The organism is Bartonella fuyuanensis, assembly GCF_014197255.1.
In the GTDB taxonomy this organism is placed as follows: domain Bacteria; phylum Pseudomonadota; class Alphaproteobacteria; order Rhizobiales; family Rhizobiaceae; genus Bartonella; species Bartonella fuyuanensis.
In genome coordinates this window covers 1-13,614 of sequence record NZ_JACIFE010000010.1, presented here as the reverse complement: position 1 = coordinate 13,614, position 13,614 = coordinate 1, and the positions used below count along the sequence as shown (strand labels likewise).

The following is a 13,614-nucleotide window of genomic DNA, read 5'->3' as shown; positions in this document are numbered from 1 at the left end:
GATAAAATAAATTTCATAATCAGCGATTATCCCCCTAATTTCGCTAAATTCTCAAAAAAATCTCCTCAATTCATTCTAAATCTTATAGAAGATCATCAATATCACGCTGCATATTCTCTTTAAATTAGATCGTTTTTTATTAATTGCTGCAATTAATTTCTTAAGTCTTTTCTCATGATTAGACAGTTTATCAAACAGCCAACATATCAAATGTTTCAGAAAATAAAAATTTAACTCTTTTAACACGCAATATTTGTTTTTAACTTTAACGATCCGTTTGTATATAAAGCTGCATCTCTCCACACTGGAAAAGGATAAGAAATTCCTCTGCTCCACAATAACGCAAAATCCACGCTGTTATTGAAAACTCGCGTTCAAGTCCCCAATTAAATAATATTCGCACATTTCATCATTCTGTCTTTATAGACCATATGTTTATAAAAAATATATCTATTTTCTATAAACACTTAGTAAATCCTCTACTTTTTATTTTCCCATATTCTAAAATATAAAGAAATATACTTCTACCATACAAATATTGGTCATAAAAAAATCAATTATTTTTTTAGATTAAAGGAAAGATTGCTAATCATCCATTATCAGACCTGTTAAATCTTTATAAAACATATCAATTGAAATTTTCCTAAATTCGAAATTAGTCGTTATTTCACTTGTATATAATCGACTCTTTTCCTTGAAAAGTGGCCTTTAAGCTTCTCATATCTTGAGAAAACTTTCCATTACCTATTACTGCCTTCAGAAATAAGAAAACTTCGAAAATGAAGAAACAAAAAAGATAAACATCATTACCAAATAATAAACCTACTAAATATATCTGAAACGATTATTGCTTTATAATTTTTATCATTTTTCTCTTCAGAAAAATATGCAATTTCTGCATTTCAAGATATAAAAACGTCTGAACTTTTTATTCGGACGTTTTTATATTATGTGATGTTATATTTAAATTATTTAGTAATTACTTCTGTGGTCATATTTGTCAACATAGCCTTCGTCACTTCGTTATCATTAGACTTACGTTGCTCATCTACAATCAAATCATCACGAACTGCAGCAATACGACGGATTTGAGAAATTATACCACCAGTCCCTGCTGGAATAAGACGACCGACAATAACGTTCTCTTTAAGTCCTTGCAAAGTATCAATTTTACCAGAAACCGCTGCCTCAGTAAGAACACGTGTTGTTTCCTGAAACGATGCTGCTGAAATGAAAGAAGGAGTTTGAAGAGACGCTTTTGTAATCCCAAGAAGAATGGGATTACCTGCTGCTGGTTTCTTCCCTTCTGCAATCAAATTATCATTAATTTCATCAAGTTCAATACGATCAACGTTATCACCTGGAATATAACCAGAATCTCCAGATTCAGTAATTTCAACTTTTTGCAACATTTGACGAACAATCACTTCAATGTGCTTGTCATTAATAAGAACTCCTTGCAAACGATAAACCTCCTGAATCTCATTAACAAGATAAGATGCCAAAGCTTCTACACCCTTAATCGCTAAAATATCATGAGGTGCTGGATTACCATCAAGGATATAATCTCCCTTTTCAATTTGATCCCCTTCTTGGAAATGAAATAACTTACCTTTTGGAATTAAATATTCTACTGCCTCAAGAGTATCATCATGTGGTTCGATAATAATACGACGTTTATTCTTATAACCACGGCCAAACCGAATTGTACCACTTACTTCAGCAATAATCGCATGATCCTTTGGACGACGCGCTTCAAAAAGCTCAGCTACACGGGGAAGACCACCTGTAATATCTTTTGTCTTAGCACTTTCCATTGGTAAACGAGCAATAACATCACCAGCCCTAACATGAGCACCAAGCTCAACAGAAAGAATGGTGTCCACTGACATCATGTAACGAGCTTCACCTCCCTTATACAATTTAGCAATAGGGCCACCCTCTTTATTTGCTTGGATAATAATGGCTGGTTTGAGATCTACACCACGTGGATTAGCACGCCAATCAATCACCAAACGCTTCGTAATCCCCGTCGATTCATCAGCTGTTTCAGTGACAGATAAACCATCAACCATATCTTCAAAACCTACATAACCCTCAACTTCCGTTAAAATTGGACGTGTATAAGGATCCCATTCTGCTATACGCTGGCCACGTTTAACTACATCACCATCATCAACAAAAATATGCGCACCATAACTAACACGATGCACAACGCGCTCTTTTCCTAATTCATCCTTGATAAGGATAGCCATATTACGCCCCATAACAACCAAATGGCCTTCAGAGTTGCGAACCACATTACGATTACGAATCTCCACCGTACCTTCATAAGATGCTTCTAAATACGATGAATCAACAACCTGCGCAGTTCCTCCTAAATGGAAAGTACGCATAGTAAGCTGTGTTCCCGGCTCACCAATTGACTGAGCAGCAATAACACCAACGGCTTCTCCCTGATTAACAGGTGTTCCACGCGCTAAATCACGACCATAGCATTTCGCACAAACACCAAGGCGTGTTTCACATGTTAAAGCAGAACGAATTTGAACTGATTGAATTCCGGCTTCTTCAATCTTCGCAACATCAGCCTCCTCAATCATCGCTCCACCTTCCAGAATAACCTCTCCAGAGATAGGATGTAAAATATCAACAAGTGCTGTACGACCAAGAATTCTTTGCCCAAGAGATGCAACAATTTGTCCTGCATCAACAATTGGTTGCATGGTAAGACCTTTTGCTGTACCACAATCAACTGCTGAAATAATAGCATCCTGAGCAACATCAACAAGACGTCGCGTTAAATAACCAGAGTTAGCAGTTTTTAACGCAGTATCAGCAAGTCCTTTACGTGCACCATGAGTAGAATTAAAGTATTCATTAACAGTTAGACCTTCTTTAAAATTGGAAATAATGGGGGTCTCAATAATTTCACCCGATGGTTTTGCCATTAATCCACGCATACCGGCCAATTGTCTCATCTGATTAGCAGAACCACGAGCACCAGAGTGCGACATCATATAGATCGAATTCATTGGCCGTTGACGACCTGTTTTGGGATCAAAATCAACAGCTTGAATACGTTTCATCATTTCATCCGCAACGCGATCTGTACATTTACCCCAAGCATCTACAACCTTATTATATTTTTCACCTTGTGTAATTAAACCATCATTATATTGCTGTTCATACTCCTTAGCCAAAGCTTCTGTTTCTGCAACTAAACGCGACTTGCTGTCAGGAATAACCATATCATCCTTACCGAACGAAATTCCTGCACGACAAGCATAAGAAAAGCCAAGCTGCATAATACGGTCACAAAAAATAACTGTCTCTTTTTGTCCACAGTGCCGATAAACATGATCAATCATTTTAGAAATATTCTTTTTTGTCATTTCTTGATTGACAATATCAAATGAAATATCTGGATTTCTTGGCAAAAGCTCACCGATAATTAAACGGCCAGGCGTTGTATCATAAAGTTTAGCAACTTCTTTTCCATCCCTATCGATACCCTTAACACGGCCTTTAATCTTCGTATGAAGCGTTACAACCTTATTTTCCAAAGCATAATGAAGCTCACCTATATCAGAAAAAGCCATTCCTTCTCCTGGTTCTTTTTCAGAAACGATCGAAAGATAATAAAGACCAAGAACCATATCTTGAGATGGAACAATAATAGGCGCACCATTGGCTGGATGAAGAATATTATTGGTCGACATCATTAAAACACGGGCTTCAAGCTGTGCTTCAAGAGAAAGCGGAACGTGCACCGCCATCTGATCCCCATCAAAATCTGCATTAAAAGCAGTACACACCAGTGGATGAAGTTGGATAGCTTTCCCTTCAATTAAGATAGGCTCAAAAGCCTGAATCCCCAAACGGTGCAATGTTGGTGCACGATTGAGCAAAACAGGATGTTCACGAATGACCTCATCTAAAATATCCCAAACTTCTGGATGCTCCTTCTCAACTAGCTTTTTTGCTTGTTTTACAGTTGAGGAATAACCCTTCGCATCAAGCCGAGCGTAAATAAATGGCTTAAATAATTCAAGCGCCATTTTTTTAGGAAGACCACATTGATGTAATTTTAATTCAGGACCTGTCACGATCACAGAACGTCCCGAATAGTCAACACGCTTTCCAAGTAAATTTTGACGAAAACGTCCTTGCTTACCCTTTAACATATCTGAAAGAGATTTTAATGGACGTTTATTAGCTCCAGTAATCACACGCCCACGCCGTCCATTATCAAACAATGCATCAACAGCTTCTTGCACCATACGCTTTTCATTGCGTACGATAATTCCAGGAGCGCGCAACTCAATTAGCCTTTTCAAGCGATTATTACGATTTATAACACGTCGATAAAGATCATTCAGATCTGATGTCGCAAAACGCCCACCATCAAGTGGAACCAATGGGCGTAAATCCGGTGGAATAACCGGAATTGTTTTCATAATCATCCACTCTGGTTTATTTCCAGATTCAAGAAAATTCTCAACAATCTTGAGTCGTTTAATCAATTTTTTCTGCTTTAACTCTGAAGTTGTTTCAGCTAATTCGAGACGCAAATCATTAGCGATTTTATCTAACTCCATACCAGCTAAAAGTTCGTAAATAGCCTCAGCGCCAATCATAGCTGTAAACTGATCTTCTCCAAACTCATCAATAGCAAGCATATATTCTTCTTCAGAAAGAAGTTGATGAATCTTAAGAGATGTCAATCCCGGTTCGGTTACAATATAATTCTCAAAATAAAGAACCCGCTCAATATCTTTTAAAGTCAAATCTAAAAGTGTAGAAATACGACCTGGTAATGATTTAAGAAACCATATATGCGCAACAGGTGCAGCAAGTTCAATATGTCCCATACGCTCACGACGCACGCGCGAAAGAGTAACCTCTACACCACATTTTTCACAAATAATGCCCTTATACTTCATGCGTTTATATTTTCCGCATAGACATTCATAGTCCTTAATAGGACCAAATATACGCGCACAAAAAAGACCATCACGCTCTGGTTTAAAAGTCCGATAATTAATAGTCTCAGGCTTCTTAATCTCACCATACGACCAAGACAAAATTTTCTCAGGACTCGCAATGGAAATACGAATAGAGTCAAACGTCTGCGCTGGAGTTTGAGGATTGAAAAGATTCATGACCTCGTGGTTCATGCTGTTCTCCTTCAAAGATTCTTAGAACCTATTGTAATATCTCATTTATTTATAACAGATCTTCTTTTAAACACATTTACTTTAAAAAATGACCTAGATTACCTTAATAGATTATTGAGTCTCTTAAAATAATCAGAATGCAACCTTTTTAATGCGCTCTTTCGAATTATTATTCTGCTGTATCAGACAATACGCGTCGTGCAATAAGCTCACGCGCATCATCAAGCTCTACATTAAGAGCGAGCGAACGCATTTCTTTCACCAACACATTAAAGCTTTCAGGTATCCCTGCCTCAAATGTGTCATCACCACGTACAATCGCTTCATAAACTTTCGTCCGACCAGCTACATCATCTGATTTTACTGTTAGCATTTCCTGCAAAGTGTATGCAGCACCATAAGCTTCAAGTGCCCAAACCTCCATTTCACCAAAACGTTGACCACCAAACTGTGCTTTACCCCCTAACGGCTGCTGGGTAACAAGTGAATATGGCCCAATAGAACGCGCATGAATCTTATCATCAACAAGGTGATGCAATTTCAACATATAAATATATCCCACCGTTACAGGACGATCAAAAGGCTCCCCAGTACGACCATCATAAAGCGTTACCTGCCCTGAACTATCTAAGCCTGCATCTTCCAGCATAACGTTAATATCAGACTCATGTGCTCCATCAAAAACAGGCGTGGCAATTGAAACCCCTTTCTTCATCTGCAATGCTAATTTGTAAAGGCTTTCATTATCATACTGACGAACTGGTTCATTATGGTTATCATCAGGCATAAAATTTTCAATACGCTGACGCAAAGGAAGTATATCACCAGTCTCTTGATATAGTTCTAACAAATCACCAATCTTCTTACCCATCCCTGCACATGCCCAACCAAGGTGCGTCTCAAGAATTTGTCCAACATTTATACGACTAGGCACACCAAGCGGATTCAGAACAATATCAGCATGAGTTCCATCTTCAAGAAATGGCATATCTTCTACAGGAAGAATACGCGAGACAACACCCTTATTCCCGTGACGTCCTGCCATCTTATCACCTGGTTGGATCTTGCGCTTCACAGCAACAAAAACCTTCACCATTTTCATAACACCAGGAGGCATTTCATCACCTCTTTGGACTTTTTCAACTTTATCCATAAAGCGACGTTGTAATGCTTCTTTTGATTCATCGTATTGTTTGCGCAAAGCTTCAATTTCATTTTGAAGCTTTTCATCTTCAACAGCAAATTGCCACCACTGAGATCGTGGATAATGCTCCATTACCGTACTATCAAGCTTTTTACTACCCGAAAAGCCTTTCGGACCTTCCACAGCGATTTTACCTGTCAACATATCAGTAAGTCGCGTATAAACATTGCGATCAAGAATTGACTGTTCATCATCACGGTCTTTTGCTAAACGTTCAATTTCCTCACGCTCTATTGCCATAGCTCGTTCATCTTTTTCCACACCATGGCGATTAAAAACTCGAACTTCAACAACAGTACCAAAAGTTCCAGGAGGCATACGCATAGAAGTATCACGAACATCAGATGCCTTTTCCCCAAAAATTGCACGCAAAAGCTTTTCTTCCGGCGTCATGGGACTTTCACCCTTTGGTGTAATCTTCCCAACTAAAATATCACCTGGTTGAACTTCAGCACCAATATAAACAATTCCAGCTTCATCAAGATTTCTTAACGCTTCTTCCGCAACATTCGGAATATCACGCGTAATTTCTTCCGGACCAAGTTTTGTATCACGTGCTGCAACTTCAAATTCCTCTATATGAATCGAAGTGAAGACATCATCAGCAACAATACGCTCAGATAACAAAATAGAATCTTCGTAATTGTACCCATTCCAAGGCATAAAGGCTACAAGAACATTCCGCCCAAGAGCTAAATCACCAAGATCCGTGGATGGACCATCTGCAATGATATCACCCTTCTCTACCCTATCACCGACATGCACAAGAGGACGCTGATTAATACAAGTAGACTGATTGGAACGCTGAAATTTTTGCAAGCGGTAAATATCAACGCCTGATTTTGAAGGATCTAAGTCTTCTGTTGCACGGATGACAATACGGGTAGCATCAACTTGATCAACAATACCACTCCGCTTTGCACTTACAGCAGCTCCTGAATCTCGTGCTACAACGGATTCCATCCCCGTACCAACAAATGGCGCTTCCGCCCGGACAAGAGGAACTGCTTGACGCTGCATATTTGATCCCATCAGCGCGCGATTCGCATCATCATTTTCTAAAAACGGAATAAGCGCTGCTGCAACTGAAACCAACTGTTTTGGTGAAACATCCATCAAATCAACATAATCGCGCGGCGCCATTAAAACTTCACCAGCATGACGGCAAACAACAAACTCTTCTATAAAGCGACCTTCACTGTCTAATGAAGAATTAGCTTGAGCTACATAATGCTTCGCTTCTTCCATCGCAGAAAGATAAATAACTTCTTTTGTGACTTTACCATCAATAATTTTTCGATATGGACTTTCAATAAAGCCATATTTATTAACCCGCGCAAATGTTGCTAAGGAGTTAATGAGACCGATATTGGGACCTTCTGGTGTTTCAATCGGACAAATACGACCATAATGCGTAGGATGCACGTCACGAACCTCAAATCCCGCTCGTTCACGAGTCAATCCACCGGGACCGAGAGCAGAAAGACGGCGTTTATGGGTAATTTCTGACAAGGGATTGGTTTGATCCATAAACTGCGACAACTGAGAAGACCCAAAAAACTCTCGAACCGCTGCTGCAGCAGGCTTTGCATTAATCAAATCCTGCGGCATAACTGTATCAATTTCAACTGATGACATACGCTCTTTTATAGCACGCTCCATACGAAGGAGACCTATGCGATATTGATTTTCCATCAGTTCCCCAACGGAACGAACGCGACGATTGCCAAGATTATCAATATCATCAATTTCACCACGACCATCACGTAATTCAACCAACATCTTAACAACAGCAAGAATGTCCTCTTGACGTAAAATGCGGACTGTATCTGGACAATCAAGATCCATACGCAAATTCATCTTAACACGCCCAACAGCTGAAAGATCATAACGCTCTGAATCAAAAAACAATGAATGAAACATTGCTTCTGCTGTATCAATTGTTGGGGGCTCTCCTGGACGCATTACTCGGTAAATATCAAACAACGCATCTTGCCGACTTTCATTTTTATCCACCTTTAAAGTATTGCGGATATATGCTCCAATATTCATATGATCAATATCAAGTATATTGATTTGGTCAGCACTAACATCAAGCAAAATTTTTAATACTTTTTCGTCAATTTCATCACCAGCTTCAAGGTAAATCTCACCTGTTTCGTAATTGACTATATCCTCTGCCAGATAACAACCTAATAAATCATCTTCATTAACTTTAACCGCCTTGAGTCCTTTTTCTGCTAAAGACTTCGCAGCCCGAACTGTTAGCTTTTTACCAGCTTCCGCAACAACTTCACCACTATCTGCATCTATAAGATCAGAACTAAGCTTCATGCCTTTAAAACGATCAACAGAATAAGGAACACGCCATCCTTGTCCATCACGCTCATAAGTCACTTTTTCATAAAACGTCGATAAAATATCCGACGCATCCATACCTAATGCCATCAAAAGACTGGTAACAGGAATCTTGCGCCGTCGATCAATCCGCGCATAAATAATATCTTTAGCATCAAATTCAATATCAAGCCAAGAACCACGATACGGAATAACACGAGCAGCAAAAAGAAGCTTTCCCGATGAATGCGACTTCCCCTTATCATGGTCAAAAAAGACACCTGGAGAACGGTGCATCTGAGAAACAATAACACGCTCAGTACCATTAACAATAAAGGTACCATTCATTGTCATCAAAGGCATATCGCCCATATAAACGCCTTGCTCTTTAATATCTTTGATATCTTTAGAACCGGTATCCTCATCAATATCAAAAACAATTAAACGCAATATAACCTTTAAGGGAGCAGCATAAGTTAAATCACGTTGACGGCATTCTTCAACATCAAATTTCGGTAAATCAAATTCATAACCAACAAACTCAAGCATAGCTGTACCAGAGAAATCAGAAATAGGAAATACCGATTTAAAAACAGCCTGCAAACCTTCATCTGGTCGTCCACCTTTCGGTTCCTCAACCATGAGAAACTGATCATATGACGCTTTTTGAACCTCAATAAGATTCGGCATTTCTGCAACCTCAGGAATCTTACCAAAAAATTTGCGTACTCGCTTACGACCATTAAATTGAGACATCATTGCGAGAGTCTGAGCCATCGTCGCTCCTTGATTCTTACTCTTCAAGGCAAACCAACCTTGAAAGCTTTATATCATTAATCTGCATTACGCAGACCAGCTCACTTGATACCCGATAAAGAGCATCGCTACCCCCCCCAAAAACATAAGCCATTGATCTATTCGGCTCTATGATGAGAGGATGAGAAATTTAACCTATACCCAATACTATTCCCAAACCGTTGAGAAAAGAGTTTTTACTCATTATTTTCCTTCTTTATTAAGAGAAAAAAATCGGCAAACATGCATGTCCACCGATAAAATTAAATTTACTTAAGTTCAACTTTAGCACCAGCAGCTTCAAGCTGAGATTTAATTTTCTCTGCTTCTTCTTTAGAAGTACCTTCTTTAATGGGCTTAGGTGCTCCTTCAACCAGATCTTTAGCTTCTTTAAGACCAAGTCCTGTAAGAGCGCGAACTTCCTTAATAACATTAATTTTCTGCGCGCCACCTTCAACAAGAATAACATCAAATTCTGTTTTTTCTTCAGCAGCTGGGGCAGCAGTACCAGCAACAGCAGCTACAGCTACAGGAGCAGCAGCCGAAACCCCCCACTTCTCTTCAAGTAACTTAGAAAGCTCAGCTGCTTCCAAAAGGGTTAGATTAGAAAGGTCTTCTACGATCTTCTCTAGATCAGCCATTTTTCAATTCCTTCAATTAAAAGATTTAAACCACTATTAAAACTTATTCAAAAAATAGAAAAGCATTAAAGCTCTTCCATCACCATGAATACAAACAGCCTCAAGCCGCCTTATCCTCCTGAGCATATGCTCCAATGACACGTGCAACCTGACCAGCAGGCGCATTAATAACCTGTGCAATATGGGTCGCTGGGGTAGAAATCATGCCTACAAGTTTTGCCCGCAACTCGTTTAATGAAGGCAATGAAGCCAATGACTTCACAGCATCTACATTTAAACTTGTTGCCCCCATTGAACCACCAAGGATAACAAATTTGTCATTGCTTTTTGCAAAATCAACAGCAACTTTTGGTGCCGTGATTGGATCTTCTGAATAAGCAATAAGCGTTTGTCCAGTAAACAAATTTACTATTGATTCAGATTCCGTGCCCTGAAGAGCAATTTTAGCAAGACGGTTTTTGGCGACCTTAACGGCACCGCCAGCTTCACTCATTTTCGAACGTAGATCATTCATCTGTGAAACTGTCAGACCGGAATAATGTGCAACAACAACAGAACCAGACTTCTGAAAAGCCTCGTTCAGCCATGTAACAAATTCGCGTTTTTCCGCTCTATTCACTGTCTTTCTCCATTTAACAGATTTGCCTAAAACAAATCCGTTGGTTACCTTTGATAACATAAAATACTTTATGTTACCGATGAGGATCCTGTCCCCTTTTTCACGCACAGCGCTAAAAGGCAACCCTGGCTCAAACCCTTTAAGTCTTTAACTCTCAGTTTTTACTCCAGTCTCATGTAGGTTTTTTTGATTAAGATACCTAAGAGTATCACCCACAATCTCGGACAGGATATTCCGGAATTTCTCCCGGTATAACTTAAACCCTATAAAACTTAGATAGTCAAATGCCAATAAAAATCAGCATTTAAAATACAATTCTGATTTTCACGCACCCCAAAATAAAAATTATAAATCAGCTTACACTGACTCTGAACGAACCGTTGTTGGATCAACTTTAACACCAACCCCCATAGTTGAAGAAACAACAACGCGCTTAATATATTCACCTTTTGCACCTTGTGGTTTGGCTTTAATAACTGCACTCGCAAAAGCTTTTATATTTTCGACGATTTTTTCAACGCCAAAAGAAGCCTTACCAATACCAGCATGCACAATACCAGCTTTTTCAGCGCGAAACTCAACAGCACCACCTTTAGAAGCTTTGACAGCACCAGCAATATCAAGTGTTACAGTACCAACTTTTGGATTTGGCATCAAACTTCGTGGCCCAAGAATCTTACCAAGACGACCAACAAGGGGCATCATGTCTGGTGTTGCGATACAACGATCAAAATCAATTGCCCCACCACTAATGTTTTCAAACAAATCCTCTCCCCCAACAATATCAGCTCCCGCCGTCCTAGCCTCTTCAGCCTTATCCCCACGAGCAAAAACGGCAACACGGATATTTCGTCCCGTTCCATTAGGTAGATGAGCAACACCTCGAACCATTTGATCGGCATGACGAGGATCAACACCCAAGTTCATTGAAATCTCAATCGTTTCATCAAACTTGGCAACTGCACGCTCTTGAACCATCAAAATGGCATCCTTTAAAGCGTAAAGTTCACTAAAATTAATACCTTTTTGGATATTTTTTATTCTCTTTGCTACTTTTGCCATAATATTAGCCTACCACTTCCAAACCCATCGAGCGAGCAGAACCTTCAACCATACGCATTGCTGCTTCAATGTCATTTGCATTAAGATCTTTCATCTTTGATTCCGCAATTGCACGAATCTTATCGCGAGAAATGCTCCCCACAGACATCTTACCAGGCTCTTTTGAGCCAGATTTCAACTTTGCCTCCTTCTTTAAAAAGAAGGATACAGGAGGAGTCTTGAGAGAAAATGTGAAAGACTTATCTTGGTAATACGTAATAACAACTGGTATTGGAGCTCCCTTTTCCATTTCCTGTGTAGCTGCATTAAACGCCTTACAAAATTCCATGATATTAATCCCACGTTGTCCAAGAGCTGGACCAATTGGTGGAGATGGAGTAGCAGCTCCTGCAGCAACCTGCAACTTGAGCTGACCTATACTTTTTTTCGCCATAACAATCTGCCTTCAATTTCACTGATATACTGACAATTTATTCTGCCTGTATTCGCTGCAGCCACACGGTTCGGATCATTCAGCCAACAAAAGCTATAAATCACCTCTCCTCCTTACTTAAAGTAATTAAAACTACTCTAATGCTTAATTAAATTTTTTCAACCTGACCAAATTCTAAATCAACAGGCGTAGGACGCCCAAAAATAAGCACTTCAACCTTAAGACGAGAACGTTCCTCTTCAACTTCTTGAACTATTCCATTAAATGAAACGAATGGACCATCAGCAACGCGGACCTGCTCCCCAATCTCAAATAATACAGAAGACTTTGGAGATTCAACTCCCTCCTGAACTTGTTTGAAAATTTTCTCAACCTCTCGATCAGAAATGGGAACAGGACGCGCATCCGATCCTAAAAAACCTGTCACCTTAGGAGTATTCTTAATAAGATGATAAACTTCATCTGTTAATTCAGCACAAACAAGAACATAACCAGGAAAAAATTTTCGCTCAGTATCAACTTTACGTCCACGGCGAATTTCTACGACACGTTCTGTTGGGACAAAAATTTTTTCAAATAGATGATCAAGTCCTTTTTGCTTTGCCTCCTTATCAATAGCCTCCGCCACTTTCTTTTCAAAGTTTGAATATGCCTGAACAATATACCAACGAGCCGCCACAGTTACATTTCCTTACATTCTCAACTAAAAAGATATTTCAGAAGATCAATAACTCGCCAAACGCCAAAATGCATAACCTGATCCACAATAAAAAAGAAAGCTGAAGCCAATGCAGTTACTAATAAAACCATAGCAGTAGAAACAACCGTCTCACGACGTGTAGGCCATTTCACTTTGACTGTTTCTGCATAAACCTGCTTCAAAAAGGTAATCGGATTGGTTCTAGATCCCATCACTATACTCTCTCTAGCCCTATTGTGCTCTTATACAACAAAATAAACAAGAAAAAACGCAAAAACCAACTTCCAGACTTAATTGCAATCTCCTTACTTCCTATTCAATACCGTTTCATACACAAAAAAACAAGCCCCATATAAAAAAAAGAAGAAAAGGCGGTAAAAAAACACTACCCCATATCTAAAATCCTATTCCCCTTTGGCAGGGGCAGCAGGACTTGAACCCGCGACCTACGGTTTTGGAGACCGCCGCTCTACCAACTGAGCTATACCCCTAAACTCTCAAAACTAAAGCACTTCTAAAATCCCCTCAACAAATATTATTTATTCAATGATTTCAGAAACGATACCGGCACCAACAGTACGACCACCTTCACGAATAGCAAAACGAAGTTTCTCTTCCATTGCTATTGGAACGATCAACGAAA

General features: G+C 39.3%; 10 protein-coding genes and 1 tRNA gene. All 11 read right to left on the bottom strand.

The window, feature by feature from the left end:
• Window positions 1–265: 265 nt before the first annotated feature.
• Window positions 266–403 (bottom strand): hypothetical protein, encoded by a 138-nt coding sequence (locus tag GGR08_RS08280; RefSeq protein ID WP_246350138.1) that lies wholly within the window; start codon window positions 401–403, stop codon window positions 266–268.
• A gap of 565 nt (window positions 404–968) precedes the next feature.
• Window positions 969–5,180, bottom strand: coding sequence for a DNA-directed RNA polymerase subunit beta' (rpoC, locus tag GGR08_RS04905; protein ID WP_183194262.1), 4,212 nt, complete (start codon window positions 5,178–5,180; stop codon window positions 969–971).
• A gap of 169 nt (window positions 5,181–5,349) precedes the next feature.
• The gene (rpoB, locus tag GGR08_RS04900) at window positions 5,350–9,498 is read right to left on the bottom strand and encodes a DNA-directed RNA polymerase subunit beta (RefSeq protein WP_183194261.1); all 4,149 of its coding nucleotides are present in this window, start codon (window positions 9,496–9,498) and stop codon (window positions 5,350–5,352) included.
• A 287-nt stretch (window positions 9,499–9,785) separates the two neighbouring features.
• Window positions 9,786–10,157 (bottom strand): 50S ribosomal protein L7/L12, encoded by a 372-nt coding sequence (rplL, locus tag GGR08_RS04895; RefSeq protein ID WP_183194260.1) that lies wholly within the window; start codon window positions 10,155–10,157, stop codon window positions 9,786–9,788.
• 100 nt (window positions 10,158–10,257) lie between these two features.
• Window positions 10,258–10,776 carry a 50S ribosomal protein L10 gene (rplJ, locus tag GGR08_RS04890; protein WP_183194259.1) on the bottom strand — a complete coding sequence of 173 codons (519 nt, stop codon included), beginning with the start codon at window positions 10,774–10,776 and terminating at the stop codon, window positions 10,258–10,260.
• A 357-nt stretch (window positions 10,777–11,133) separates the two neighbouring features.
• Window positions 11,134–11,838, bottom strand: coding sequence for a 50S ribosomal protein L1 (gene rplA, locus GGR08_RS04885; protein WP_183194258.1), 705 nt, complete (start codon window positions 11,836–11,838; stop codon window positions 11,134–11,136).
• A 4-nt stretch (window positions 11,839–11,842) separates the two neighbouring features.
• The gene (gene rplK / locus GGR08_RS04880) at window positions 11,843–12,271 is read right to left on the bottom strand and encodes a 50S ribosomal protein L11 (protein ID WP_183194257.1); all 429 of its coding nucleotides are present in this window, start codon (window positions 12,269–12,271) and stop codon (window positions 11,843–11,845) included.
• A 148-nt stretch (window positions 12,272–12,419) separates the two neighbouring features.
• On the bottom strand, window positions 12,420–12,950 hold the full coding sequence (nusG, locus tag GGR08_RS04875; protein WP_183194256.1) for a transcription termination/antitermination protein NusG: 531 nt from the start codon (window positions 12,948–12,950) through the stop codon (window positions 12,420–12,422).
• A 20-nt stretch (window positions 12,951–12,970) separates the two neighbouring features.
• Window positions 12,971–13,183, bottom strand: a complete 213-nt coding sequence (secE, locus tag GGR08_RS04870) for a preprotein translocase subunit SecE (RefSeq protein WP_183194255.1) — start codon at window positions 13,181–13,183, stop codon at window positions 12,971–12,973.
• A gap of 203 nt (window positions 13,184–13,386) precedes the next feature.
• Window positions 13,387–13,462, bottom strand: a tRNA-Trp gene (locus tag GGR08_RS04865).
• 48 nt (window positions 13,463–13,510) lie between these two features.
• Window positions 13,511–13,614, bottom strand: a 104-nt coding sequence (locus tag GGR08_RS04860) for an EF-Tu C-terminal domain-related protein (protein WP_484478977.1), incomplete at its 5' end; no start/stop codon positions are given.

Coding starts and splice junctions, on each gene's coding strand:
- rpoC (WP_183194262.1), bottom strand. CDS start 5,180: ATGAACCACGAGGTCATGAATCTTTTCAATCCTCAAACTCCAGCGCAG.
- rpoB (WP_183194261.1), bottom strand. CDS start 9,498: ATGGCTCAGACTCTCGCAATGATGTCTCAATTTAATGGTCGTAAGCGA.
- rplL (WP_183194260.1), bottom strand. CDS start 10,157: ATGGCTGATCTAGAGAAGATCGTAGAAGACCTTTCTAATCTAACCCTT.
- rplA (WP_183194258.1), bottom strand. CDS start 11,838: ATGGCAAAAGTAGCAAAGAGAATAAAAAATATCCAAAAAGGTATTAAT.
- rplK (WP_183194257.1), bottom strand. CDS start 12,271: ATGGCGAAAAAAAGTATAGGTCAGCTCAAGTTGCAGGTTGCTGCAGGA.
- secE (WP_183194255.1), bottom strand. CDS start 13,183: ATGGGATCTAGAACCAATCCGATTACCTTTTTGAAGCAGGTTTATGCA.